Below are 25,855 nucleotides of genomic sequence, written 5' to 3'. Positions count from 1 at the left end.
CCTTTGAGCCGCTCCTCCCGACATAGCGAGACGTCCGCGGGCCCCTCCAGTCAGGGGCCTCGCGTTCTGCTGCTTCTGTGTGTGCTGGCGCTTGTGCTGGTGGGGCTCGTCATGGTGTATTCCGCCTCCATGGTGAAGGCGCTGGATGCCGGCAAGCCGGCGACGGACTTCTTCACCGACCAGCTCCTATATGTGGCTTTTGGCGCGGCCTGCGCCCTCTTCTTGTGGAAAGTCGTGCCCTACCGCTTCTGGGTGGGGCCGATTGTATGGGCCGTGTGGGCCGTGGCCGTGGCGCTCATCTTCGCCGTGTGGCTCGCTGGCACCGACCATTACGGCGCCCAGCGCTGGCTCTATATCGGGCCTGTCGGGCTGCAGCCCTCGGAGTTCTGCAAGATCGCCTTCATCCTGGTGGCCGTGCGCCTCGTCGTCGATTGGCGGGCGGGGCTCGTGGAGAGCCGGGCCACCATGGTGCGCGCGCTCATCTTCATCATCGCCCCCATCGCGCTCATGTACCGCACCCAGTCCGATTTGGGTACTACGGCCATCTGCTTCGTGGGCATTCTCGCCGTCATGTGGATGGGCGGGGTATCGCGCCGGGTCATCTTCGCCTGTCTGGGCGTGGCCGTGCTCGGCGGTCTCGTGGCCATCTTCGGCACCGGCTACCGTTCCGACCGCCTCGTGTTCATGGATCCGTGGAACGACGGGGAGGGCGGCTACGGCACCGGCTACAACATCATCCGCTCCTACTACGCGCTGGCCGAGGGCGGTATCTTCGGCGTGGGGCTCGGCAATTCCCATGAGAAGTTCCAGTACCTGTTCGCCTCGGAGAGCGACTTCATCTTCGCCGTCATCGGCGAGGAGCTGGGGCTTGTGGGGGCGCTCTTCGTCATCGGGCTGTTCTTTTGCGTGCTGTATGCGGGGCTCGCCATCGCCGAGCGGGCGGCCGACGACATCGGTGCCATGATCGCCGGCGGTGCCACGGTGATGCTCGTGTTCCAGGCGTTTCTGAACATCGCCTGCGTCATCGGCGTGTTTCCCACGACGGGAAAGCCGCTGCCCTTCATCTCCTCGGGCGGCACGTCTATGATCGCCTCGTTCATCTTGGTGGGGCTCGTGCTCTCCGTGTCCGCGGCGCCGGCCGCCCCGTCCGTCTACGAGCAGCGCCGGGCCGATCTGCGCCTCGTGCGCCGGGAGCCGGCGCCCCCTGCGCCGTCGGGCCGAACGCGGTCGGGGGAGTCTTTGCGCTCGCGTTCCGCGGGCGCCTCGAGTCGTAGCGGATCCGGTCGCATCGATGCTTCGGCCCGATCCCGCTCCGCGCGCCCATCTAACCGTTCCAATTACAGGAGGTAAGCTCATGCTGGCCGTTCTTTCCGGCGGAGGCACCGCCGGGCATATCAACCCCGCCCTCGCTCTGGCCGACGAGCTGGTAAGCCGCGGCTGGGACGTGCGCTTCGCCGGCACCCCCGGCGGGGTGGAGTCGCGCCTCGTGCCCGCCGCCGGCATCCCGTTCACGGCCTTCGAGGCCTCAGGGTTCGACCGATCGCATCCGGCCTCCCTCGCGAAGGGCGTGGCGAAGATCGCCGCCTCCACGGGCAAGGCGAAAAAGTGGTTTGCCGACATCAAGCCCGACGTCGTCGTGGGTTTTGGCGGGTACGTGTGCATTCCCGTGGCCCGAGCGGCCGAGAAGACCGGCGTGCCCGTGGTGCTGCACGAGCAGAATTCCGTGGCGGGTATGGCAAACAAGTATCTGGCCCGGCGGGCTGACGCCGTCTGCGTGACCTACGAGTGCTCGGCGGAGAGCCTGGGCGCGGCCGCGCCGGTCACCGTGACGGGCAATCCCGTGCGCCGTTCGGTCATCGAGGCCGATCGCGCCGCGGGCCGGGCGATGTTCGACCTTGCCGAGGATGATTTCATGCTGCTCGTCTTCGGCGGGTCTTTGGGCGCGCGCCACATCAACGAGGCCGTCGTCGCCCTGAAAGACGAGCTGCTCGCGCGCCCGAATCTGCACATCGTGCACATCACGGGCCCCAAGGAGCTGGATGCGGTGACCGAGGCGCTGGCGCTCACGGATGACGAGGCGCGCCGCTGGCACCTTCTGGGCTACCAGGATCGCATGGGGGAGACTTTGGCCGCGGCCGACGCCATCGTGTCGCGCGCCGGGGCCACCTCGCTTGCGGAGATTTCCGCGCTGGCCATTCCGGCCCTGCTCGTGCCCTATCCCTTCGCCACGGCGGACCATCAGACCACCAACGCCCGCGCGTGGGTGGAATCGGGCGCCGCGTTCATGATGCCCGACGACGAGCTGGGAAGCGACGAGTTCAAAGCCAAGCTCTTCGCGCTCATCGACGACGCGTCGGTGCGCGAGGGCATGGTCGCGGCGGCCCGGGCCCAGAAGACCGGCGAGGCGGCGGCCGCCTTGGCAGATGTTGTGGTCGGCGTCGCCACGGCGCGCTGATGCTTTACAATAGCGGGATTGCAACGAGGACGAAAGGCGAGGCGACGTGAATAGCGAACAAGAGCAGCTTCACTTTATCGGGGTCGGCGGCGTTGGCATGAGCGGTATCGCCCGGGTCGCCCACGACCAGGGCATGGCCGTGTCGGGCTCGGACATCAAGGAGAGCCGCTACACCAAGCAGCTGCGCGATGCGGGGGTCACCGTGTTCATCGGCCAGGACGGCGCGAACATCCCCGACGGCGACGTGACGGTGGTCGTCTCCACGGCCATCCTGGAGAACAACCCCGAGCTCATCGAGGCGCGCCGGCGCAACCTTCCCATCGTGCACCGCGCCCAGATGCTCGCTCGCCTCGGGCGCGATCTGGACACGCTGGCCGTGGCGGGCACCCATGGGAAGACGACGACCTCTTCCATGCTCGCCAGCACGCTGGACGCCATGGGCTACGATCCCACCTTCCTCATCGGCGGCATCGTGCGGGCCTACGGCACCAACGCCCATTCCGGGCGCGGCCGCTCCTACGTGGTGGAGGCCGACGAGTCCGACAAGTCCTTCACCTACCTCTCCCCGGCGGCGGCCATCGTCACGAACATCGAGGCGGATCACCTGGACCACTACGAGGGACTCGAGGAGATTTACGCCCAGTTCGCCGCGTTCCTCTCCGGGGTGCGAGAGGGCGGTCCCATCGTCGTGTGCGGCGATGACCCGAAATTGGTGGAAGTGGCCCGCGGCACCGGGCGCACCGTGACCACCTACGGCTTTTCCGAGGACTGCGACGCCCGCATCCTGGCCACGGAGGCCCAGGGCGTGGGCACCCGCTTCACCCTGCGGCTACCCGACGGGCGCGTGGTGGCCAGCCGCATCAAGCAGAACCCGGGCCTGCACAACGTCTCCAATGGTGCCGCGGTGCTGACGCTCATCTCGCTTCTGGGCCTCGATGTCGATCTGGCGGCCGAGAAGCTGCAGGAGTTCGCCGGCGTTCGTCGCCGCTTCGACCTTATCGGCGAGGCCGGCGGGGTCACGGTGGTGGACGACTACGCCCATCACCCCACGGAGATCGCCGCCACCATCAAGGCGGCCAAGGCCCTGGATTTCAACCGTGTGCACGTGCTGTTCCAGCCGCACCGCTATTCCCGCGTCGCCCTGTTCACCGATATCATGCGCGACGAGTTCGGCAGCGCCTTCGACGAAGCGGACACCGTCACCTTCATGGACGTGTACTCCGCCGGCGAGGCGCCGGTGCCGGGCGTTACCGGCAAGACCTTCTTGAACGTGGTCACCGACCATGGGCATCCCCATGCCGTCTTCGTGCCGCGCCGCATCGACACGGTGCCCCATATGCTGGAAGTGGCCGAGCCCGGTGACCTCGTCATCACCATGGGCGCGGGGGACGTGACCGCCATCGCGCCACAGCTTGTGGACGAGCTGGGCCGCTAAGGGAGCCCCATGGCCCGTCACGCCTCGCCCGTGCAATCGCTGCTTGTGGACGACCGCTTCGACGGCGACGTCTACGCCCACGAGCCCTTAAGTCGCCACACCACCTACCGCATCGGAGGCCCGGCGCGCTTCTTCGTGCGCGCGAATTCCGTGGGGGCGCTCACGGGGCTGGTGGACGTCTGCGCGGCCGAGGGCACGCCTTGGGTCGTGCTCGGCCGCGGCTCCAATGTGCTCGTGGCCGATGCGGGATTCGCCGGCGTGGCCATTGTGCTCGGCCGCGACTTCCGCACCCTGCGCTTCGATGATGACCGCTTTATCGTGGGCGCGGGCGCCTCGCTCTCTGCAGTGGTGCAGGAGGCCTTCAAGCGCGCTATCGGCGGTTTCGAGTTCGCCGTTGGTACTCCGGGTACCGTGGGCGGCGCCCTGCGCATGAACGCCGGCACGGCTGACGAGTGGATAGGCCAGCGCGTCGTCTCCGTCACCACCTACCGGCCCGGGCGCGGCCTGGCCCGACGACGCGGCGACGAGATCTCCTGGGGCTACCGCGCGAGTTCCTTTGCGGCGGACGAGGTGATTCTGGAATGCGAGCTGGCCGCCGAGGCCGCCGATCCCTATCGGGTGCGCGACAAGATGGAGGGCAACCTCGCCCGGCGCAAGGGCTGCCAGCCGCTTTCCGAGCCCACCTGCGGCAGCGTGTTCAAGAACCCCGAGGGGGGATCGGCCGGGCGCCTCATCGAGGGGGCGGGATGCAAGGGCGCCGAGGTGGGCGGTGCGAAAGTGTCCGAGCTGCACGGCAACTTCATAGTGAACCGCGGTGGCGCCACGGCCGCCGACGTGCGCGCGCTCATGGAACAGGTGCGCGCCGCCGTGCTTGAGAGCACCGGCGTCGAGCTTGTGCCCGAGGTGCGCATGCTGGGCTTCGACGAAGATTTCCCGAGTGCGCGCGGTGCCGACGAGGCATTTGGCGACGAGTGCGCGCGCGGTGCCGCTGGCGGCACGTCTGCTGGCACGGGCGCGAGCGTTGCCTCTACGGCGGGCTCCGCGCCTTCTACCGGCGAGCGCGGCACGCCTTCCGCTGACGCGGCCGCTGGCGAGACTGCTGGCGAGGTTGGCGCGCTTTCCACAGGCGAGGGGCGCGACGAGGACGGTCGCCGTGGCTAGGAGATCGAGCAACCGCAACGTCTCGGTTCCCCGGGGCTCCACCTCGCGGGGGAGTGCGCGCGGAGGCGTTTCGCGCAGCGCCTCGCCGTCGCGGCGCCCCGCGTCGGCCCCGATGCGCCCGGCTTCGTCCCGACCTGCCCCGTCCGTGCGCCCGACCTCGCGCGCACATTTCGGCTCGGCGGCATCTTCGGCGGCCGGCCGCTCTGCCGGCGGTCGCGCCTCGGGCGCGCGCCCCGCGCCCCGCACGGTGACGACATCGGTGCGCCTGGGGGACTTGCCCGCGTCTCGTGGCGACCGCCGCGCGCCGGCGGCCCGGGCCATCGCCCGCCCGAAGCGCTCCGGCGCCTTCAAAGCCTTTATCGTGGCGCTTGTGCTCGTCTGCGTGCTGGGCATCACCTATGCGGCCCTCTATTTCAGCGGGGCCTTCGCCATCACGTCGGTGAAGGTCAACGGCGCCGACCACCTCACCAACGACGAGATGGCCATCCTCGCCGCCGTGCCTCAGGGTACGACGCTTCTGAACGTGGACACGTCTTCGGTGGCCAACAGCGTCGACCGCGACGCCTGGGTCGCCGACGTGTCCGTGAACCGCATCTTCCCCGATACGCTGGAGATCAACGTCACCGAGCGCGAGATCGCCGCCATCGTGGAAGTGGCGGCCGACAACGCGAAGGTCACCCAGATGTGGGCCATCGCCTCCGACGGCATGTGGCTCATGGAGATTCCCGCCCGCGATTCCGAACTTGGTGCCACCATTTCTCCGCAGATCTACGAGGACGCCGACCGGGTGCTGCATATCACCGGCGTGCCTTTCGGCCTCACGCCCGAGGTGGGCACCTACTGCGCCGACGGCAACGTGAACAACGCCCTGGCCATCCTGGACGGCCTTTCCACGGAACTTGCCGAGCAGGTAAAGACGGTGACGGCCACCGACGCCGCCTCCACGTGCCTGACCTTGGACAACGGCATCGAGATCGCCTTCGGCACCGCCGAGGATATCCGCGACAAGGAACGCATCGTCCTGCAGATCATGGCCGACAACCCCGGCAAAGTCTCCTACATCAACGTCCGCGTCCCCGACCGCCCCACCTGGCGCGCCGTCTAGGAGGTTTCGCTCGCCCTACGGGACGAACGTCCCTGCCGACGCTGCGCGCCCGACAGGCACCGGTTGGCTTCTCCCTGACTTCCTCGGGCGAAACCGTGAGCGATCTTTCCCGTAGGGGGCGACCTTGGTCGCCCCTCCCAACCGCGTCTACCGAGCAGGTGTCGCGGTCTTCGGTCGGCGAACACCCCCGTTTTTGCAGCAAATCGCGAGTTGTAAGCGTCTAGGGGGTGCGGAACTTTTTGAAACCCCCGCAGCCAATGCTCACGACCTGGGGTTTTGCAAATATGGAAACTTCTGCGGGCCTTCTCTCCCGCATCGAGACGCTTATAACTCGCGATTTGCTGCAAAAACGGGGAGGTTCGCCGACCGAGAGTTTTCCCAGGAAGCGAGAAAACGATGCGGTCGCTCGCTTCGGAGCCCTGCGAAGCACGGCGCGGTTGCCCGCTTTGCCGCCCTGCGAAGCGCGATGCGGTGGGTTTCTTGTCGTATTCGTGTATCTGCAGGCTCCTTTGGCGGTGATTTGCGTTGCAAACGAATGGGCATCGTGTACAATGTCCTGCATAAATGCCGCCTTTGGGCGGACCGCAGGGCGCGCCCGAGCAACGACGCGCGGAAACGAGACAAACGCAGCAGTAAAACGCAACAGGTGTGGAGGACGAAATGCCGAACATTCCAGGCTCTGAACATTTGGCCGTCATCAAGGTCGTCGGTGTCGGCGGCGGCGGCACGAACGCCGTGAACCGCATGGTGGAGGCCGGCGTGCGCGGCGTGGAGTTCATCGCCGTGAACACTGACCGCCAGGCCCTTCTCATGTCCGATGCCGACAAGACCATCCACATCGGCGAGGAGCTGACCCGTGGTCTCGGCGCCGGCGCCAACCCCCAGGTGGGCTGTCAGGCCGCCGAGGAGAGCCGCGCGGAGATCCGCGAGGCTCTGGCCGAGGCCGACATGGTCTTCGTCACCGCTGGCGAGGGCGGCGGCACGGGCACCGGCGCGGCCCCCATCGTGGCCGAAATCGCCCGCGAGGAGATCGGCGCCCTTACCGTGGGCGTTGTCACCAAGCCCTTCTCCTTCGAGGGGCGTCTTCGCCGCAATCAGGCCGATCAGGGCATCGATCTGCTCTCCCAGAAGGTCGACACCCTCATCGTCATCCCCAACGACCGCCTGCTCGAGATCGTCGATAAGAAGACTTCCATGATCGACGCCTTCCGCATCTGCGACGACACCCTGCGCCAGGGCATCCAGGGCGTTACCGACCTCATCACCATCCCCGGTCTCATCAACCTCGACTTCGCGGACATCCGCACGGTCATGAAGGACGCCGGCACGGCCATGATGGGCATTGGCATCTCCACGGGCGAGAACCGTGCGCTCGATGCCGCCCAGCAGGCCACCTCCTCCAGCTTGCTGGAGTCCTCCATCGCCGGGGCCTCCCGCGTGCTGTTCTCCATCGCTGGCGGCCCGGACCTCACGCTGACCGAGGTCTCCGAGGCGGCCCGCACGGTGGAGGCCTGCGCCGACGAGAACGCCAACATCATCTACGGCCAGATCATCGACGAGGAGCTGAAGGACGCCGTGCGCATCACGGTCATCGCCACGGGCTTCAAGGTGGGCGCCTCTCAGTCCTCCATGGACTTCGCCCCCCGCAAGGACCTGTTCGCCTCCACCGAGCCGGCTTCCCAGCCGGTCCAGCAGGCGCCGGTCACCTTCTCGGCCCCCGCGCCCACGAGCCGTTTCACGGATGAGGACTACATCCCCGACTTCCTGAAGCGCGCCCGCTAGGGGAGAGGTCGACGTTCGAGTCCCATGGCACTTCCCAAGCCGACATTGCAGGCCCGCCCGTCAGCGGGCCTTTCCTTTTTAACCGATGAGCCTCTGTTCGTGGCCACCGGCGTGCGCCTGGGTTTCTCGCGCCGCCAGGGCGGGGTGAGCGAGCCTCCCTACGACGGTCTCAACTTGGGTGATCACGTGGAAGACGACCCGATGGCCGTGGCTGAGAACCGCGCGCTCCTCTTGGATGCCGCGGGCCTCGGGAGTACTCGGCTGCTGACGCTCAACCAGGTGCACGGCGATGTCGTGCTCGCCTTGGACGACGATGCGGCTGCCGCATGGGAGGAGGTGACGCGCGCCGGGGCCGCCGGCGCCGACGGCGTGGCCGTGGCCGTGCCGGACGTGACGGCGCTTTTGTGCTTCGCCGACTGTACCCCGGTTATCGTCGTGTCCCCGTCGGGGGCTTACGCCGTGGCCCATGCGGGTTGGCGCGGAGCGCTCGCCGGCATCCCCGCCAAGGCCGTTGAGGCGCTGGCGGCTCTCGACGCTCGTGCGGGGCGAGCCGCCGATCCTTCCGAGTACAACGCCTACATCGGCCCGCATATCGGCGCGGAGTGCTACGAGTGCGTCCCCGACCTCGTCGGCCGCTTCGCCGAGCGCTTCGGGCCCTCGTGCGCTCGCGGCGCCGATCACCTGGATCTGGAAGCTGCCGTGCGCGCCAGTCTCGCCGAGGCCGGTGTCGCGGAGGCGCGCATCGCGTCGTCGGGGGAGTGCACCGCCTGCCGCGACGACCTTTACTTCTCGTATCGCAAAAGCGGAGGCCGCTGCGGACGCCACAGTGCCTTCGCCGGTCGAAAGGAATGAGCTTGTGAGTATTGCCGAGCGCTATCAGAGGGTGGCCGCGGAGGTGGCCGAGGCAGCGGTGGCTGCGGGCCGCGCGCCCGAGGACGTGCTCCTCGTGGCCGTGTCGAAGACGGTTGGGCCCGAGGGCGTGGCCGAGGCGATCGAGGGGGGCGCCCGGGATTTCGGCGAGAACCGCCCCGACCAGATCGTGCCGAAGTCCGCCGCGTTCCCCGAGGCTCGCTGGCACTTCATCGGCAACATCCAGTCGCGCCGCATTCCCGAAATCGTCGCCTCTGCAACGCTTATCCACTCCCTGTACCAACGACGCCATGCCGAGAAAATCGATCGCGCGGCCGCGGAGCTTTCCAAGGTACAGGACGTGCTCATCGAGGTGAACGTGTCGGGCGAGGTGTCGAAGAGCGGCGTCGACCCCGTCGAGGCGGCCGATTTGGTGCGCACGGTGGCCGCCCTGCCCCACGTGTCCGTGCGCGGCCTTATGACCATGGCCCCTGCCGGCGACGCGCAGGCGGCCCGCGAGGCCTTCGCGGGACTAGCTGAACTGGCCGCCCAGATTCGCTCCCAGCTTCCCGCCGATGACGCCGCCGTTTTCACGGAGCTCTCCATGGGCATGAGCGACGACTGGCGCGAGGCGGTGCCCCTGGGGGCTACCATTGTTCGCGTCGGGCGGGCCATCTTTAGTGAATCTTATCAGGAGTAGCCTTCAAGCTGGTATGATGATCGAGAACACTGCGGGGCCGCAAGCGCCCCTTTAGACCTTAGAACCACGGCGGGCGGCACCGCCCACACGAAGCAGGAGGCTCCATGGACGGCAAGAGCATGTTCGGCGACATCAAGTCGAAGCTGGGTTTCGGCCGTAAGAACGGTTACGAGGAGTTCTACGAGGACTACGAGGAATTCGAAGAGGGCGACGACTACGGCGAGTACGGCTACGACGAGTCCTACGAGCGCACGTCCGGCTCGGCCTATGACCCCTACGACTCGGTAACCACCCGCGAGCCCGGCGAGCGTTCCCGTGGCCGCTCCTCCATGCCCCGTCTCGTCTCCATCGACGACGTGCGCGCCCGCACGGCGGTCCCCACGCTGCCCGACGACGATGCGCCCGCGAGCCGCCGCGGCTCCTCCAGCTCGTTCCGCACGATGGTCGATTCCTCGCTGCCGCCGCAGATGACCCCCGAGGGCACGGCTGCCGCCTCCGCTGCGGCCTCGGCGGTGCACCATGCCCGTTCCGAGGGTCTGAACTCGCTGTTCGAGTCCACGACGCCCCCGGCCGATACGCGCCCGGCAAGCTCGCGAGGCACTTCTGCCTCCGCTTCCGGTTCGCGCTTCACCCCCTCTCGCACGCTGAAGGTGATTGCCCCCGGCGCCTACAACGACGCCGAGGCCGTCTCCACCGCGCTGAAGCTCGGCAACGCCGTGGTGCTGAACCTGGCAGCGACCCCCGATGCGCTGGCCAAGCGCATCCTGGACTTCTCCTTCGGCGTGGCCAGCGCGCTGGATGCGAACGTGGAATGTGTGGGCAACAAGGTGTTCGCCCTCACTCGCATCGACGAGCTCACCGAGGCCGAGCGCTCCTACCTGCGCACTCAGGGCATCATCTAGCGCTTGGCGCGCCCTTAAGACCTTCCGACTAAGGAGCCTTTGAACTATGCTGACCTACCTCCTCGTGAGACTGGCCGACGCCTACTCCATGATCATCTTCATCTACGTGATGATGTCCTGGCTGCCGAACACCCAAAGCGGCATCATCGGCGACATCTACCGCGCTCTGGGCAAGCTGTGCGACCCGTATTTGAACTTGTTCCGAAAATTGATTCCGCCCCTTGGAGGAATGGTGGACGTGACTCCCATCATCGCTCTGCTTGTATTACAATTCGGGGTACGTTTGCTGGTGATGATTTTCTAAATTCAGACGGCCGGCATTCCGACGTGTCAGCGACGTAACATCGTAAGAAACTGAGGTACCTACATGGCAATCACCGCTTCCGACATCCACAATCAGAGCTTCTCCATCGACCGCAAAGGCTACGATGTGGATGAAGTGGACGTGTTCCTCGAGCATGTCGCCGACGAGATCGATATTTTGAACGACACGATCGCGCACCTTCAGGATCAGCTGGAGGCCGATCGTTTCAGCGGCTTCGACGCGCCTGCCGCCTCCACGGTGGCCATCACCGAGGTGGCCGCGGCGACCGTCGACACCTCCGAGTACGACGCTCAGCTCGCCCAGAAGGACGCTATCATCGCCGATCTGGAGCGCCAGCTTTCCGACAAGCGCGCCGACGACAATGCCATCGCCCAGGCTCTCATCATCGCCCAGCGCTCGGCCGACGAGATTCTCGCCAAGGCCAACGCGAACGCCACCGAGACCATTCAGGACGCCCGTGACGAGGCCCAGCGCATCATCGATCGCGCCAACACCGACCGTCAGGACGTCATCGATGCCATCCGCAAGCTGCAGGACGACCGCGAGGACGCCCGCGAGGAGTACGCCGACCTGCTGAAGGACATCATCTCCGACGCTTCCCGCAAGTTGGCCGACATCGGCGCCAACGTGCCGGCTGCCGCCACGGCGCTGGATGGCGAGTACGACGTGGTGCCCGGCCTCACCGGCAACTTCGAGATCGACGAGTACGTGGCGCCTTCCGCCTACGTGACGCCCCAGGCTCCGGCCGCCGTCGTGGCCGCCGCCACCCCGGTTGCCTCTCCCTACGAGAAGGATCTCTCCGGCTTCGGCGACGCCGACGACTTCGAGTTCGAAGAGATCGACTAACCAACCGAGGAAATCTCCCTGGTAGAACGGAAAAGGCCCCACGGGGCCTTTTCTTTATGGTGCAAGCAATGTTTTAGATGCCCGCGAAGCTTTCCCCGAAGACCTTCTGCATATAGCTCTTCCGGTGGCGCGGATGCACCGCTTTCAGCACCTCCTCGAATTCCTCGCGAGTCACGTCGAACTGCTTCATGTAGCGAGTGATGAACCGTTCGCGTATCTCCTGCGCGGTAGAGACGCCCTCTTCTGTAAGCTGCACTTTAATCTTTCCGGATCCCGCTACCTTCTCTCGTTCGACGTAGTGTTTTACGCGACTGAGGCTGCGCACGGCGTTCGATACCGCGCTGTTGGATACCTTGAGAAGATGGGATATCTCCGCGCACGTGAGCACGGTGCCTCGCTCGAGCAGCAGCATGAGGATGCGGGCGTCGAGGAGGCTTAGGTTGTAGGTGCTCTTGAACCAACTGACTGCGCTGAGAAGATAGATCCTCGTTACGAAGGGGTAGAAGGCTTGTCCCGGCAGCTCGAGGGCGGCTTGAATGGGGTAGTTGCTATGCTCGATGAGCTTTGCACCCGAGGAGAGATAAATCTGCGTAGTTTGGGGGCCGATGAGGCTCCAGTATTCTTGGGAGTACTCGACGAGCGCCGTTGTGCATCGGCCGAGCTCTCGCTCGCCGTCTTTAGTAACGACCGCCCAAACAGCCTTGAGATCGTTCCGACTGTCGGCCTTTTCGATGAATCCCAGCGCTTCCAGATTCTTGGCGGCATCGCTTATGGTGCTGGCGCTGAGATACAGGGCCTCGGCCAGCGTATGGATGCGCGCCCGCTTGTCGGGGGTCATGCTGAGGAAAAAGAGCATACGGTATTCGGTTAGAGTGAGCTCAGTTTCGCCCTCGATGATGTCCTCGACGAGTCGGCAGTAAAGGGTCAATCCTGTGATCATGTCGGAAATAGGAGCTGCGCTTTCCATGCCCTGCCTCCTCGCATTGTTCGCATGCATTTCGGGAAGCTTCCTTTTCCAGTGCCGGCAGAGGACCCCTCCGTCCCGCCCGGAAACCTTCATGTCACATATTACGGGAACCAACGCGTTCTTGCACGGGTTGTGTGGGAAGAATTGTTCGATAGCGAAAATATCAGTTAAACGAAAACTTCTCCAACTGATGCTCCGCATTGCCAACCCTTGCCTGGAAATCGAGCGTTCTGAAGCGCAAACTGTGGTTAGTCTTGAGGAAGACGGAAGGGTTTTTCGAAGCTCGATCAGAGGAGGAATGATGGAAAACGCATTGAGCCGCAGGAATTTTATCGGAGGTGCCCTCATTGCTGGAGCGGGCATGGTAGGTGCCGCAGCTTTGTCCGGGTGCGCCGGAAAGGCCTACGCGAAGCAGGACACCACCGGCATTAAGTGGGACAAGGAGGCCGACGTCGTCATCGTGGGCGGCGGTGCGGCGGGGCTTTGGGCCGCCGTGCAAGCCTACGACAACAACCTCTCCGCTATTGTGCTGGAAAAGCAGCCCGAGGAGTCGGCCGGCGGCGATGTGCGCTGCTGCGGCGGTTATCTGTTCCCCATATCGACTGATCCCAACGTGCTGATGAGCACTGGCTCGTTCGGTGAAGCCAACGAGGATCTGGTCTACGGCATCGACGAGTACGGTACCGACGCCATCGATTGGCTCGTTGCCCACAAGTACATGGAGTGGGCCGATCAGCCCTATGTGGTCATCGATGGCGCGGGCCCGGGCATCTACAAGGGACTGCTGCAGGCGGCGATCGACGCCGAGGCCGAGATTCTCTACGAGACCCCGGGCTTATCTCTCATCACCAGCGACGAGGGGGAGGTGGTTGGCGTGGTGGCCGGCACCAAGGACGAGCCCCTCAATGTGAAGGCGCATTACGGCGTGCTTCTGGCCACAGGCGCCTATACCATGAATAAGGAGCTCATGGCGAACTTTCACCTCATGGGCATGGATTACTTCTCGGTCGGCTCGCCCCATCTGACGGGCGACGGCCTCATTATGGCTGGCGAGCTGGGGGCGAAGCTCTCCAAGTTGGCCAAGGGCTACGAGATCATGTACCTTACTTCCAAAGCGGCTAGCAAGGAGATCGGTACGGGCATGTTCTGTTTGCCCCCCGACAACGGCAGCGTCATGATCGTCAACCAGAACGGCGACCGGTTCATCGACGAGTTCTGCTCGTTCACCCACAATAAATCCACTTTGCCGCTGTTCGACTTCGAAGGCGACATGATGCAGTGCCGCGCCGACGGTGCCCATTATGTGAACTCCTCGATGTTCGAGATCGTGGATCAGGCGACTTTTGATGCCTTCACCTTGGGTAACGCCAACGCTGGTTGCAGCTGGGCCAACTGCATGCCCGAGGAGGTGGGCGGCTACATCTGGAGCGCGGACAACCAGGCCGAGCTCGAGAAGGGCTGGATCATGCGCGGCGAGACGGTGGCGGACATCGCCGAGGCCATCGGCATCAGCGCTGAGAAGCTGCAGGCCTCCATCGACAAGTACAATGCCGATTGCGCTGCCGGAGTCGATGCCTTTGGCCGCAACCCCGAGAAGATGGCTCCTTTGGGCGATGGCCCTTACTACGCCATCGAGCTTGCGCCTTCCATTATCTACACCATCGGCGGTCTGACCACCGACGAGTACGGTCGCACGCTCACATGGCGCAACGAGCCCATTCCCCGTTTGTACAGCGCGGGCAACATCGGCAACGTGGTCACCTATATGCAGCCTATCGCCGTCAACGGCTGCTGGGGCCAGGCCGGCGTGGCGATCAGCAGCATCGCCGAGCTGGAGCCGTGGGACTTTGATCTCGAGTAATTTCGGCTCAATAGCGAGAACAAGGACGGTACCATCATGAACAAGAAACTATTTCTGGGCAGCATGCTTTTGGGCGTGGCGCTCGTGGCGGCGCTGGCCGGCTGTGCGCAGCAGGCACTCTCTTCCACAGGAAGCGCGATTGACTGGAACGGCATAACGTCTGTTCAAGCCACACCTAAGGACAAGGTGAAGTTCAAGCTGACCGAGGAGTCGGAATGCGATGCCTGCCATGACTCGGAAGTGGCCTCCGCTCAAAACGAGCTCTGCCTTGCCGGCATCGAGGACCACCAGGACATTGGCTGCCTCGATTGCCATACGAAGGATAAGGCTCTGGAGGGGGCCCACCGCAAGCTTTCGGCTGACAGCAAGGAGGCCGACAGTCTGAAGCGCACAGAGGTGACCGATCAGACCTGCTTGAACGAAGACTGCCACAACTATGACGAGATGATCGCGAACATTCCCGACGACAAGCTTTTGGTGGATGCCAACGGCACGACGGTGAACCCTCATGAGATTCACAATGTGGGCACTTCCCACGGGGACATCAAGTGCTCCGACTGCCATCTGACGCACAAGGAGGGGGAGGCCTATCAAACAGCCACCGACAAGTGCCTCAGCTGCCACCACGAGAACGTTTACGAGTGCGGTACCTGCCACTAGGCGGCTCCGCGAATCATTGAAAAGGAGTGCGTAAGATGAGTATCTCGACGACTGCTCTCGATAGACGCAGCGCTGTGAAGATCGCGGCGGCCGCTTCCCTTCTTGCCGCCGGCGGAGCGTGCATCTTCATGGTGGACGCGGCACACGCCGAAGACGAGGGTCGGGCCGAGGGCGGCAGGGAAACGGGTCCCTACGCTGGCCGCGTGGGCTTTCTCGTGAAGCCGCACAATTGTCTCAACTGCCAAGCTTGCGTTGAGGCTTGTCGCAAGTTCAACAAGACCCCCGAATCGCGCCCGGCTCGCCGCCACATTACCAAGTACGAGAAAGACGGCGAGGCGCTGTTTGTGTCGACGTCCTGCATGCACTGCGAGGAGCCGGCCTGCGCGTCGGTGTGCCCTGCCGGAGCCATCAAGAAGGCGGAGGACGGGGTGGTCTACGTCGATAAGGATCGCTGCATCGGCTGCAAGTACTGCTACCAGGCCTGCCCCTTCGGCGTGCCCACCTACAGCTCGGCCGCTATGGACAAGTGTGACTGCTGCACCCTGGGCGGCACGCGCCCGGGCAACGCCCCGCGTTGCGCCGAGGCCTGCAAGTTCGGGGCGCTTCACTTCGGCACGGTAGACGAGCTTCTGGCCCAGTGTCCCGACGCCAAGGTGGTGGAGGCGTCCACGAAACCGTCCTTCTATTTGGCCTAGCCGATAGATGACCGGGGCGCGCCTGAGTGCCGCGCCCCACCGTGAAAACCATTTCGTGCTAAGGAGAGAGAATGGAAGGATTGCAAGATATTTGGGGCTGGCAGCCCGCCCTGTACCTGTTTTTGGGCGGCATGGGCGCCGGCGCGTTCATCGCTGCCATGGTGGTGTACTTCAGGGAGGGCGACAAGGCGCGCTCCACGGTGTTCGCGTCGCTTGTGGCCGCTGTTGTCTGCCTCGCCGTGGGCCTGCTGCTGCTTTTGAGCGAGCTCATCACGCCCTTGCGCGGTATGATGATGTGGCAGAGCTTCTCGAACTTCGGCTCGTGGATGACCTTCGGCGCCTGGATCGTGTTCGCGGCTCTCGTGGTATTCGCTCTTGAGGCCATCGTCGTCTGGGAGAAGACGGCCGGGGCTTTGGCGAAGCGCATCAAGGGCTTCGACGGGTATGCGCCGAAGCTGGCGCGCGCGTTAGGCGTCGTCAGCTGCGTGCTGGGCTTCTGCGTGGCGGTGTACACGGGCATTCTGCTCATGAGCGCTCCGGGTGTTCCGCTCTGGAACACATTGCTCCTGCCGTGCTTGTTCACGGTGTCGGCGCTGGATACCGGCGTGGCTCTGGTGGAGGTTATCGCGCTGGCCAACCGTAAGAAGGCCGCGCTTTCCAAGGAGACGAACCGCATTTTGGAGTACGCGGTCGTGGCGCTGGTGGTGTTGGAGCTGGCAGTGTTGGCCCTCCTTTTGGTCTCCATGGCGGGCTCGCCGGTTCAGGAGTCCCACGAGGCCGCCGTTGCCGCCCAATCGGCCGCACTCATCATCGGAGGCGATCTGGCTCTGCCGTTCTGGGCGCTGGTCGTCCTGGTTGGACTGGTCTGCCCCCTTGCGGCGGCGCTTGTCGCCCTGGTGGGCAAGTCCGACAAGGCCCAGGGCGCCACGCTCTGGGGTGCTTTGGGCGCCATGATCGGCGGCTGCGCTCTGCGCTTCATCATCGTTATGGCCGGCCTTCATGCCGACCCGGTAATTGATGCGGTGTCGCAGTTACTCGGATAGCCCCCTCGACCCCTTTGGGTGATCCCCTTCCTTAAAAACGGTCCGCTGCGTAGTCGCAGTGGACCGTTTTGATTCATGGAGAGGCAGTGCAAACAGAAAGGCGAGCGGGCCTGTAAGCCGGGTTCTGTCTTGGGACGGCCATTTATCTCGAACGCGAGTCGCCCCGCGCCTCTAGCACGCAACCCGAGCGCACGGCGGGCCACCGTATGGCGCTCCTATTTGCGCTTGCTCCAGATGGGGTTTACCAAGCCGCGACGTTGCCGCCGCGCTGGTGCGCTCTTACCGCACCGTTTCAGCTTTTCTCCTGTGTCGCGCATGCTGCGCATCGCAGCATGTTCCGAGCAGGGGAGTCTTCTTTTCTGTGGCACTGATCCGTCGGGTCGCCCCGCCCAGCCGTTAGCTGGCATCTTGCCCTGCGGAGCCCGGACTTTCCTCGCACCCTGAAAGGGTACGCGGCCGTCTGGCTCGCTCGCCTGTGGTATTGTAGCAGAACTTGCTTCACCCTGGTCGAACCACACGAGTGACACACCGTGTCATCCTGAGCGGAGCGCGCAGCACGAGGTCGAAGGATCTAGCGGCTCCCCGCAATGAGATCCTTCGACTTGCGCTCGCTTAAGGATGACATGGTGAATGTGAATGGAGGATATGTTTTGAGCACGGTCGCATTAGTTGGCGCATCGGATTTCAATGCCGCTCACTTTGCCGCCCATTGGAAAGAGGGCGCCTTCGATGCGGTCATCGCCGTGGACGGGGGGTTTGCCTCCCTGGCAGCTGTGGACTGCGCGCCTGATCTGGCCATGGGCGACTTCGACTCGCTGGGATACGTGCCCGAGGGCATGTCCGTGAAGGCGTTTTCGCCGGAGAAGGACGCGTCGGATATGGAATTGGCTTTGGAGGAGGCCCTCGCGCGCGGCGCCGATGCCGTGGAGGTGTACGGCGCGCTCGGGGGGCGGCTCGACCACACGGTGGCGAACTTGCAGCTCTTGGCCTCCTTTGCCGAGCGGGGGCTCGCTGTGGCCGCAGTGGGGGAGCGCGAGCGTATCGCGTTTCTCGTCGGCCCCGGCGAGCTGCGCCTTCCCGCGTTGCCGAGCGGTATCGTGTCGGTGTTCTCGCTGACCGATGTTTCTGCAGGGGTCGTGGAAGAAGGCTTGAAGTACGGCCTCGATGGCGTGGCCCTCACGAACCGCACGAGCTGGGGCCTTTCCAACGAGCTTGTCGGCACGCCGGCCCGCATTGCCCTGGAAAGCGGCACGCTGGCAGTGTTTTTGCCGCTCTAGCGCTGTGCCGTTCCCTATACTGGCACTACAACCATAGACTTGGGGAGCTTGCAGCCGCGTGGCGGCCGGGCAGGCTGAGAGGGGGCGCCGAATTCGCCCCGACCCGCAAAACCTGATATGGGTAATGCCAACGAAGGGAGTTTTCATGACTGACAGCCAGTCTGCCGACGCAGCACAGCCGATCACGCAGATCGACTTCGCCCGCGCCGGCGTCGTCACGCCTCAAATGGCCGCCGTTGCCGCCGCCGAGGGTCGCGAGCCGGAGGACATCCGCGCCGCCGTGGCTACCGGCCGCATCGCCATTCCGGCCAACATCCACCACGCAAGCCTCGCGCCCGCCGGCGTCGGTTCCACCCTGGAGGGCGTCCCTCTCTCCACGAAGGTGAACGTGAACCTCGGCATCTCGGGCGATCTGGCCGATGAGGCTCTGGAATGGGAGAAGGTGGACGTGGCCCTGGAACTGGGCGCTGACGCCATCATGGATCTTTCCAACTCCGGCAAGACCCGCGCCTTCCGCCGCGCGCTCGTTGAGAAGTCGCCGGCTATGATCGGCACCGTGCCCATGTACGACGCCATCGGTTACCTGGAAAAAGCGCTGATCGCCATCACGCCCGAGGACTTCCTGGAGGTGGTGCGCGCCCATGCCGAGGACGGGGTCGATTTCGTCACCATCCACGCCGGCATGAACCGCCGGGTCATCGAGTCGTTCAAGGAGACGGGGCGGCTTACCAACATTGTGTCCCGCGGCGGCTCCCTCATCTTCGCCTGGATGGAGGCCACCGGTCGCGAGAACCCCTTCTACGAGTACTACGACGAGGTGCTCGCCATCTTGCACGAGCACGATGTGTGCATCTCCATTGGGGACGCCATGCGTCCCGGCAGCGGCTACGATGCCACGGACGCCGGGCAGATCGCCGAGCTCATCGAAATTGGCAAGCTGACGCGCCGCGCCTGGGACGCCGGAGTGCAGGTGATGGTGGAAGGCCCCGGGCATATGGCGCTCGATGAGATCGCCGCCAACATGAAGCTGGAGAAGCGGCTGTGCCACGAGGCGCCCTTCTACGTGCTGGGGCCGCTTGTGACTGACATCGCCCCGGGCTACGACCACATCACGGCGGCCATCGGGGGCGCCATCGCGGCTTCTGCCGGCGCCGACTTCCTCTGCTACGTGACGCCGGCCGAGCATCTGCGCCTGCCGGACGCGAACGACGTGCGCGAGGGGCTGGTGGCTACGAAGATCGCCGCCCACGCCGCCGACATCGCCAAAGGCGTGCCCGGCGCGCGCGATCGCGACAATCGCATGAGTGATGCGCGGCGCCGCGTGGCCTGGGACGAGATGTTCGAGCTGTCGCTGGATCCGGCCCGCGCCCGCGCCGTCTTCGAGAGCGCCCCGCCTTCCACCGAGGGCACCTGCACCATGTGCGGCAAGATGTGCGCCATGAAGACCGTGAACGACATCATGGACGGTCTCGTGGTCGACCTGGATGCGGAGTAGGGGCGCCAAGGAGGCGCTGGAAGAGAATGGGGCGCGAGGCGCAGAGTCGGGTCGATCTTCGCCCCCTATCGAGGCAGAAAAATCGAGTTGTTAGACTTTTTCAGCAGGGCATTTTGCGGAAACAATGAACTAAAAAGGTCTGACCAGGCATTTTCGTAGTGTTTCCTCCTGTTTGCTCGGCATCGCGCTTGCGCAATGTCTAACAACTCGAAAAAAGTGACCAGAACGAGCACCCAGTTTGGAACAAGGAGTGAACATGCCTGTACGGGAACGTGGAAAGTGGTCGGCGGAGGCCATTCGCTGTGCCTTGAAGCTGTACGCGGTGACGGACAACGCGTGGCTCGGAGAGCGGACGCTGGCGGAATGCGTGGAAGCGGCGCTTGCCGGGGGTGCGACCTTCGTGCAGCTGCGCGACAAGCAGGCGACCGGCGATGCGCTGCGGGCCGAGGCCGCCGAGCTGCTGGCGCTCTGCCGCGATGCCGGGGTGCCCTTCGTGGTGAACGACGACGTGGAATGCGCGCTTGCCGTGGGCGCCGATGGGGTGCACGTAGGCCAGGACGACATGGCCTGCGAGCGAGCGCGGGCGCTGCTCGGCCCCGACGCCATCGTGGGCGTCTCTACCCAGACGGTGGAGCAGGCGCGGGCAGCCGAGGCGGCGGGTGCCGACTACCTGGGCGTCGGCGGCGTGACTGGCACGGCCACCAAGCCCGAGGCCGGGGTGCTCGCACCCGAGGAGTTCCGCGCTATCGTCGCAGCCGTGGATATCCCCGTCGTCGCCATCGGCGGCGTGAATGCCGCCACGGTGCCGTGCCTGTCCGAGCTGGACGTTGACGGCGCCGCCGTGGTGAGCGCTATCTTCGCCGCTGACGATATTGAGGCCGCAACACGCGAGCTTTCCCGTATCATCGAAGAAACCCTGAGTATTTAAGTCATGGTCGCCTGCTTGCCGCAGCCGCGAAAGGGGCGGCGCTCCTGGCTTCGGGCAACGCGCAGGGAGAAACGGGACGGGAATCGGAAGACCCGTTAGCGAGAAAGGAACTTCCATGCTCGGCGACGAGAACAACAACGACCTCATCGACCTCACCGCTATCGACCGCGCGAAGTGCGCGCTGCTCGTCATCGACGAGCTGGGCGATCCCACGGGAGGCCCGCTCGAGCCGGTGCTCCTGCCTGCCATCCAGCAGACGGCCAAGCTCACGACGGCCGCCCGCGCCGTCGGTATGCCCGTCGTCTTCACCAACGACGCCCACCTCCCCGGCATTGATCGCGAGTTGGCCCTGTGGGGCGCCCACGGCATCGCCGGAACCCCCGAGGCCCAAACGTCGCCCTTGCTCGATCCTCAGCCCACCGATTACGTGGTGGAGAAGCGCCGCTACAGCGGCTTCTTCCAGACGGGACTGCTTTTGCTGTTGAACGAGCTGGACGTCGACACCCTCATCTGCTGCGGCATGGATACGAATATCTGCGTGAAGCACACGGTGGCCGACGCTTATTTCAACAACTTCAACATCATCGTGGTGGGCGACGCCACGGCCACCTTCCTCGTGGGCAACCAGGAGGAGGGCCTCGAATACATGAAGGTGTGCTACGCTGCCAAGGTCGTCGACACCAATGAGGCCGTGAATCTCATCGAGGGGTAGCCCCCGTCTCATCAACGGTTGATTGCCAGAAAGGGGCGGCCGTGCAGGCGCGCCCCTTTCGTGTGAAATGATGGTTTCATGCGGCCGTTCGGGAAGCGGTCGACGCCGTCGCGAAAGGAATGCCATGAAAGCGGTTCTCACCATTGCCGGATCCGATTCCAGCGGGGGAGCGGGTATCCAGGCCGACCTGAAGACCATCGCCGCCCATCATCTGTTCGGGGAGAGCGTCATCACGGCGCTCACGGCCCAGAACACGCTCGGCGTTACCGACGTGCTCGAGGTGGATCCCGTTTTCGTGGGCACCCAGATCGACGCCGTCTTCGACGACATCCGGCCCGATGCGGTGAAGATCGGCATGGTGTCGTCGTCGGCCATCGTGGGCGCCATCGCCGATGGACTCGATCGCCACAAAGCCGCCAATGTCGTGGTCGATCCCGTTATGGTGGCCACGTCGGGCTCGGCGCTCATCGCCGACGCCGCCGTGGACGCGCTGGTGCGCCAGCTGTTTCCCCGGGCCACGGTGATCACCCCCAACATCCCCGAGGCCGAGGTGCTCTCGGGCAGGGCCATCGCATCTTCGGAAGACGTGGAGGCGGCTGCGTCGTTGATCGCCGACCGCTGCGTCGCCGTTTGGGAGAACGCGTCGGATTTCACGGACGCAGCGCCTTCCGTGCCCGCTATCCTCATCAAGGGCGGCCACGGGGTGGACGAGCCGGACGCCGCCGACGACTACCTGCGCATGGCCGACGGCGAATCGGTGTGGCTGCGGGGTACGCGCATCGCCAACGACAACACCCACGGCACCGGCTGCTCCCTCTCCTCGGCCATCGCCTGCGGCCTGGCCCGGGGCTTTTCCGTGGACGTGGCCGTGCGCGACGCCAAGGCCTACGTGGCCGGCGCCCTCGCGGCCGGTCTGAACCTGGGGCGTGGCTCGGGTCCCCTCGACCACATGTGGCAGTACGGCACCCCCATGCCCTGCTAGGGCGAGAACAGCTCTGTCGTACTGGGGTTTTCGCGCGAGCTTTTCACGCGATGCGGTTGCGGCCGCTCCCCGCATTTTTCGTAATTCCCAAAATTGGGGCTTGACGGGGGGCGCTTGCTTCCGTAACATACTCACTTGCGCTCGCCGCTTTCGGGCGGTGTGGCGAGAAAGTTATGTTGGGGTGTCGTCTAATGGCAGGACAGCGGTTTCTGGTGCCGTATGTGAGGGTTCGACTCCTTCCACCCCAGCCATTTTCTCGCGTGGCATTTCGTGGCTCCGTCGTCTAGCGGTTTAGGACGCCGCCCTCTCAAGGCGGAGGTCGCCGGTTCGAATCCGGTCGGAGCTACCAAGGAATCCGGGCCGGGAGGCGCCACGTCTCCCGGCTTCATGAAGCGCCCATGTGGCTCCGTCGTCTAGCGGTTTAGGACGCCGCCCTCTCAAGGCGGAGGTCGCCGGTTCGAATCCGGTCGGAGCTACCAAGAACTCACGAGCCGCCCTCGGGCGGCTCTTTTTGCGTCCGGCGAGTGTGGCGGAGAGGCGAGAAGGGAAGGCGTCGTGGAGTTTCTCATCGTGTGCCCGTTGGCGCTCATCGCCGGTTTCGTGGACGCCATCGCCGGCGGGGGAGGGCTCATCTCCCTGCCCGCCTACTTCTTTGCCGGCCTGCCGCCCCATGCCGCCATCGCCACCAACAAGCTCTCCAGCACCTTGGGCACGCTGGTGGCTACCGTACGCTATGCGTTGTTCGGTTACATGGTGAAGCGCTTCGTTGTCGCAGGCGTCGCCTGCGGCCTGGTCGGTTCGGCCATCGGCGCGAATCTGGCGCTTCTGGCCGACGCCACCGTGCTCACCGTGGTGATGCTCGTGGCACTTCCCCCCGTGGCGTTCCTCGTGTTCCGCTCCAAGAACCTCGACCGTTTCGCCGAACGTCCCTTGCCCCCGCGCCTGGCCCTTGCGGCCACGGCCCTCATCGCCCTGGCCGTGGGCGTCTACGACGGGTTCTACGGGCCGGGGACGGGCACCATCCTCATGCTGCTGCTCGCTGCCGTGGCCCACCAGGACGTGCGCACGGCCGCCGGCACCACCAAGGCGATCAACCTGGCCACCAACGTCGCCGCCCTGGCGGTGTTTCTCGTCAATGGTGCGGTGCTCATCCCGCTGGGGCTCGCCGCGGCGGCCTTCAATATCGCCGGCAATTGGCTCGGCTCCACCTTCTTCGACAAGAAAGGGGCGCTCATCCTGCGCCCCATCATGCTCGTCGTCATTGTCCTGTTCGCCATTCGCCTCGTTACCGACCTTCTGGCCTAGGACGTCTCCCTGCGAAGCTTTTCCGCGAAGGCGAGCAGCTCCTCGCGCTCGTTGGGGACGCGCTCGTCGATGACAGCGTCCAGGCACGCATCCAGCAGACGGCCCACCTCCGGGCTGGCCGCCACGCCGAGGGCCATGATGTCGCGGCCGTTTATGGCGAGGTGCTTCACCGTGAAAGCGGCCTCCTCTTCCAGAATCTGCTCCATGAGGGCGCGCAGCTCGTCGGCGGTATCGGCTCGGGGAGCGCAGAACGGCGCCTGGGCCAGGGCGTCGGCCCGCTTGATGTCGCAGAGGGCCGCGAACAGGTCGGTGCGTCCCCCGAGCCGCCCCAGCATGCGGCGCACGGCTCGGGCGTTGGGGGGCACCACGTCGTCGTGGGCCCGCACGAGAGGCGGCACGTCCCGGCGCAGCCAGGCAGGGAAGGGAAGGCGGTGCATGATGCCGCAGGCCAATGACACGCTGACGGCGGCATGGCCGTAGAAGTGCTCCACGGGCCCCTCGTCGGTCTCCTCGAAGAACGCCGCTGCGGGCTTGCCCATGTCGTGGAACAGGGCGCTCCAGCGCTGCAGCGGCTCGGGCGGCGTGCGCTGCACCACCCAGGCGGTGTGCTCGAGCACATCGTATATATGGTACTTCGTCACCTGGGCGCAGCCTTTCATGGCCACAAGCTCCGGCAGCACGAAGGCCAGTACATCGACGCAGGCCATAAGCGCATCGTGCACATAGTCGCCGCAGACGAAGCGCTCCAGCTCGCGGTAGACGCGCTCGCCGGACACTTGGCGCAGCAGGTTTTTGCAGGCGATCATGGCCTCGAAGGTGGCAGGGTCGATGGCCACACCGAGCTGTGAGGCGAAGCGACAGGCTCGCAGGATGCGCAGTGCGTCCTCGGAAAAGCGCGTCGTCGGGTCTCCCACGCTGCGCAGGACGCCGCGCTCCATGTCGGCCACGCCGCCGAAGGGATCGATGATCCCGCGCGCAGGGTGGTAAGCCAGGGCGTTTATGGTGAAGTCGCGCCGTTTCAGATCTTCCTCAATGGAGGAGGCTTGGGTCACGGAGTCAGGGTGGCGCCCATCGCTGTAGGTGCCGTCGGTGCGGTAGGTGGTGATCTCCAACGGCTCGCCGTCGCGCACTACCGTGAGCGTGCCATGGGCGACGCCGGTCTCCACGGTGCCCCAGCCGGCATCACGAAAGGCCTCTTGCACCGCGGGCCAGGGCAGGCTCGTCGCGATATCCACATCGTGGATGGGCCGCCCGAGCAGAGCGTCGCGAACGAAGCCGCCCACGCACCATGCCTCCCCTCCGGCCTCCTCGATGATTTCCAGAGCATCATGGGCGGCAAGAGGAAGGGGCAGCGCTTGGGGAAGATCGTCCCGAATCGCTTCGCCGGGAGCGAATTTGTTTTCACGTCCAGCACGGACAGCGACCGTCTCGTCGGGCTTTGTCGCGTCTGAAGGCCGCGATGCGTCGTTGGAGAAGCGATAAGGACGCGGTGATGTGTTGGGGTTGCGGTGAGCGGCAGTCATAGAGCTTGTCCTTAGGATCGGTGATTTATCCCTATTATACAGGGCTTTTGCGAGATAAGAAGATACAGCGTGATGCAGCTGGGCAAAAAGTTTTAATAAATTTCAAAAAACCCCTTGCGCGAAACCCGGGGAGCTGTATTATATGCAAGCTGTCTTTTTCGGAAGTACGAAAGACAGTGGTTCTGACGAACCTTCGAGGTTGTCAAGCGTTGAAACAAAATTGTTGAGGTTTTGTGAAGCGGTTGACAGGGACTTCGAAACAGCGCAAAGTATTTCCTTGCGCCGCTCGCGAGGGCGGCGGGGCGGGAAGCCTCCCGCGGAACCTTGACAACCGGATACTGAGGATGGAATTCGAGAGACGGACAATACGTCTTCTCGGATGTCAGACGGACATTCGAGAGAGCAAGCTTTAACTTTTTCCCTGTCAGGGGCCGAGGGGCCCCGACGGAGAGTTTTCAAACAGAATCGAGACTCACATCGATCCTACGGCGCCTCCGGGCGCTGTTCGAACGGAGAGTTTGATCCTGGCTCAGGATGAACGCTGGCGGCGTGCTTAACACATGCAAGTCGAACGATTAAACTGGCTTCGGCCAGATATAGAGTGGCGAACGGGTGAGTAACACGTGACCAACCTGCCCCGCGCTCCGGGACAACCGCTGGAAACGGCGGCTAATACCGGATGCTCCGGGGAGGCCCCATGGCCTCCCCGGGAAAGCCTTAACGGCGCGGGATGGGGTCGCGGCCCATTAGGTAGACGGCGGGGTAACGGCCCACCGTGCCCGCGATGGGTAGCCGGACTGAGAGGTCGACCGGCCACATTGGGACTGAGATACGGCCCAGACTCCTA

General features: G+C 64.8%; 23 protein-coding genes, 3 tRNA genes, 1 rRNA gene, 1 other RNA gene and 1 riboswitch. Of the genes, 25 read left to right on the top strand and 3 right to left on the bottom strand.

Annotated elements, in window-relative coordinates; translation table 11 throughout:
• The first annotated feature begins 3 nt into the window (after window positions 1-3).
• From GO707_RS04230 to GO707_RS04180, 11 genes are all read left to right on the top strand, one after another.
• Window positions 4-1,350 carry an FtsW/RodA/SpoVE family cell cycle protein gene (locus tag GO707_RS04230; RefSeq protein ID WP_232325586.1) on the top strand — a complete coding sequence of 449 codons (1,347 nt, stop codon included), beginning with the start codon at window positions 4-6 and terminating at the stop codon, window positions 1,348-1,350.
• A gap of 4 nt (window positions 1,351-1,354) precedes the next feature.
• On the top strand, window positions 1,355-2,455 hold the full coding sequence (gene murG, locus GO707_RS04225) for an undecaprenyldiphospho-muramoylpentapeptide beta-N-acetylglucosaminyltransferase (protein ID WP_114539916.1): 1,101 nt from the start codon (window positions 1,355-1,357) through the stop codon (window positions 2,453-2,455).
• 46 nt (window positions 2,456-2,501) lie between these two features.
• Entirely contained in the window at window positions 2,502-3,890 is a 1,389-nt protein-coding gene (gene murC, locus GO707_RS04220; RefSeq protein ID WP_173112451.1) for a UDP-N-acetylmuramate--L-alanine ligase, read from the top strand.
• A gap of 9 nt (window positions 3,891-3,899) precedes the next feature.
• Window positions 3,900-5,051, top strand: a complete 1,152-nt coding sequence (murB, locus tag GO707_RS04215; protein WP_157012229.1) for a UDP-N-acetylmuramate dehydrogenase — start codon at window positions 3,900-3,902, stop codon at window positions 5,049-5,051.
• Window positions 5,044-6,156 carry a cell division protein FtsQ/DivIB gene (locus GO707_RS04210; protein WP_231699598.1) on the top strand — a complete coding sequence of 371 codons (1,113 nt, stop codon included), beginning with the start codon at window positions 5,044-5,046 and terminating at the stop codon, window positions 6,154-6,156. The genes murB and GO707_RS04210 overlap by 8 nt, the downstream gene beginning before the upstream one ends.
• A gap of 660 nt (window positions 6,157-6,816) precedes the next feature.
• Complete coding sequence (gene ftsZ, locus GO707_RS04205) at window positions 6,817-7,938, top strand: cell division protein FtsZ (protein ID WP_157012227.1); 1,122 nt, start codon at window positions 6,817-6,819, stop codon at window positions 7,936-7,938.
• A 24-nt stretch (window positions 7,939-7,962) separates the two neighbouring features.
• Window positions 7,963-8,790: a purine nucleoside phosphorylase YfiH/LACC1 family protein gene (locus GO707_RS04200; protein WP_157012226.1), complete on the top strand. Its 828-nt coding sequence runs from the start codon at window positions 7,963-7,965 to the stop codon at window positions 8,788-8,790.
• Window positions 8,791-8,794: 4 nt separating this feature from the next.
• Window positions 8,795-9,487: a YggS family pyridoxal phosphate-dependent enzyme gene (locus tag GO707_RS04195; RefSeq protein WP_302012672.1), complete on the top strand. Its 693-nt coding sequence runs from the start codon at window positions 8,795-8,797 to the stop codon at window positions 9,485-9,487.
• Window positions 9,488-9,591: 104 nt separating this feature from the next.
• Complete coding sequence (locus tag GO707_RS04190; protein WP_157012224.1) at window positions 9,592-10,389, top strand: cell division protein SepF; 798 nt, start codon at window positions 9,592-9,594, stop codon at window positions 10,387-10,389.
• 46 nt (window positions 10,390-10,435) lie between these two features.
• On the top strand, window positions 10,436-10,693 hold the full coding sequence (locus GO707_RS04185) for a YggT family protein (RefSeq protein WP_022740272.1): 258 nt from the start codon (window positions 10,436-10,438) through the stop codon (window positions 10,691-10,693).
• 63 nt (window positions 10,694-10,756) lie between these two features.
• Complete coding sequence (locus GO707_RS04180; protein ID WP_022740271.1) at window positions 10,757-11,560, top strand: DivIVA domain-containing protein; 804 nt, start codon at window positions 10,757-10,759, stop codon at window positions 11,558-11,560.
• Window positions 11,561-11,633: 73 nt separating this feature from the next.
• Here the strand turns inward: GO707_RS04180 and GO707_RS04175 are convergent, their stop codons facing one another.
• Window positions 11,634-12,527, bottom strand: a complete 894-nt coding sequence (locus GO707_RS04175) for a MarR family winged helix-turn-helix transcriptional regulator (RefSeq protein WP_173112466.1) — start codon at window positions 12,525-12,527, stop codon at window positions 11,634-11,636.
• Window positions 12,528-12,828: 301 nt separating this feature from the next.
• Here GO707_RS04175 and GO707_RS04170 point away from each other — a divergent pair, with 301 nt between their 5' ends.
• The 4 genes from GO707_RS04170 (at window position 12,829) to nrfD (ending at window position 16,786) form a co-directional block, all read left to right on the top strand.
• Complete coding sequence (locus tag GO707_RS04170) at window positions 12,829-14,388, top strand: FAD-dependent oxidoreductase (RefSeq protein ID WP_173112469.1); 1,560 nt, start codon at window positions 12,829-12,831, stop codon at window positions 14,386-14,388.
• Between the two features lie 36 nt (window positions 14,389-14,424).
• Window positions 14,425-15,048 carry a cytochrome c3 family protein gene (locus GO707_RS04165; protein ID WP_157012221.1) on the top strand — a complete coding sequence of 208 codons (624 nt, stop codon included), beginning with the start codon at window positions 14,425-14,427 and terminating at the stop codon, window positions 15,046-15,048.
• Window positions 15,049-15,083: 35 nt separating this feature from the next.
• Complete coding sequence (locus GO707_RS12565; RefSeq protein ID WP_269434848.1) at window positions 15,084-15,743, top strand: 4Fe-4S dicluster domain-containing protein; 660 nt, start codon at window positions 15,084-15,086, stop codon at window positions 15,741-15,743.
• A 71-nt stretch (window positions 15,744-15,814) separates the two neighbouring features.
• The gene (nrfD, locus tag GO707_RS04155) at window positions 15,815-16,786 is read left to right on the top strand and encodes an NrfD/PsrC family molybdoenzyme membrane anchor subunit (RefSeq protein WP_157012219.1); all 972 of its coding nucleotides are present in this window, start codon (window positions 15,815-15,817) and stop codon (window positions 16,784-16,786) included.
• A gap of 97 nt (window positions 16,787-16,883) precedes the next feature.
• Here the strand turns inward: nrfD and rnpB are convergent.
• Window positions 16,884-17,258, bottom strand: an RNA gene (rnpB, locus tag GO707_RS04150) — RNase P RNA component class A.
• 178 nt (window positions 17,259-17,436) lie between these two features.
• Between rnpB and GO707_RS04145 the strand changes: the two genes are divergently transcribed.
• The 9 genes from GO707_RS04145 (at window position 17,437) to GO707_RS04105 (ending at window position 23,485) form a co-directional block, all read left to right on the top strand.
• A complete protein-coding gene (locus GO707_RS04145) occupies window positions 17,437-18,063 on the top strand; it encodes a thiamine diphosphokinase (RefSeq protein ID WP_157012217.1) in 627 nt (208 codons plus the stop codon).
• Between the two features lie 30 nt (window positions 18,064-18,093).
• Window positions 18,094-18,219: riboswitch (TPP riboswitch) on the top strand.
• Window positions 18,209-19,558, top strand: coding sequence for a phosphomethylpyrimidine synthase ThiC (gene thiC / locus GO707_RS04140; protein WP_198161009.1), 1,350 nt, complete (start codon window positions 18,209-18,211; stop codon window positions 19,556-19,558). Its footprint overlaps the riboswitch before it by 11 nt.
• A gap of 256 nt (window positions 19,559-19,814) precedes the next feature.
• Entirely contained in the window at window positions 19,815-20,486 is a 672-nt protein-coding gene (gene thiE, locus GO707_RS04135; protein WP_157012213.1) for a thiamine phosphate synthase, read from the top strand.
• A gap of 115 nt (window positions 20,487-20,601) precedes the next feature.
• Window positions 20,602-21,198, top strand: a complete 597-nt coding sequence (locus GO707_RS04130) for a cysteine hydrolase family protein (protein ID WP_157012211.1) — start codon at window positions 20,602-20,604, stop codon at window positions 21,196-21,198.
• Between the two features lie 124 nt (window positions 21,199-21,322).
• Window positions 21,323-22,180, top strand: a complete 858-nt coding sequence (gene thiD, locus GO707_RS04125; RefSeq protein WP_157012209.1) for a bifunctional hydroxymethylpyrimidine kinase/phosphomethylpyrimidine kinase — start codon at window positions 21,323-21,325, stop codon at window positions 22,178-22,180.
• A 177-nt stretch (window positions 22,181-22,357) separates the two neighbouring features.
• Window positions 22,358-22,431 (top strand) — tRNA-Gln (locus tag GO707_RS04120).
• Window positions 22,432-22,452: 21 nt separating this feature from the next.
• Window positions 22,453-22,529 (top strand) — tRNA-Glu (locus tag GO707_RS04115).
• Between the two features lie 53 nt (window positions 22,530-22,582).
• A tRNA-Glu gene (locus tag GO707_RS04110) sits at window positions 22,583-22,659 on the top strand.
• 76 nt (window positions 22,660-22,735) lie between these two features.
• Window positions 22,736-23,485 carry a sulfite exporter TauE/SafE family protein gene (locus GO707_RS04105; RefSeq protein ID WP_288221096.1) on the top strand — a complete coding sequence of 250 codons (750 nt, stop codon included), beginning with the start codon at window positions 22,736-22,738 and terminating at the stop codon, window positions 23,483-23,485.
• Here GO707_RS04105 and GO707_RS04100 read toward each other — a convergent pair.
• Window positions 23,482-25,008: a CCA tRNA nucleotidyltransferase gene (locus GO707_RS04100; protein WP_157012208.1), complete on the bottom strand. Its 1,527-nt coding sequence runs from the start codon at window positions 25,006-25,008 to the stop codon at window positions 23,482-23,484. The two genes, GO707_RS04105 and GO707_RS04100, sit on opposite strands and share 4 nt — an antisense overlap.
• Window positions 25,009-25,514: 506 nt before the next feature.
• Here GO707_RS04100 and GO707_RS04095 point away from each other — a divergent pair.
• Window positions 25,515-25,855, top strand: a 16S ribosomal RNA gene (locus tag GO707_RS04095); the annotation flags it as partial.

Origin of the sequence: Adlercreutzia rubneri (assembly GCF_009755265.1) — a bacterium.
Lineage (GTDB): Bacteria > Actinomycetota > Coriobacteriia > Coriobacteriales > Eggerthellaceae > Adlercreutzia > Adlercreutzia rubneri.
The sequence above is the reverse complement of the archived record's forward strand: the minus strand, read 5'-3'. Positions and strand labels throughout refer to the sequence as shown.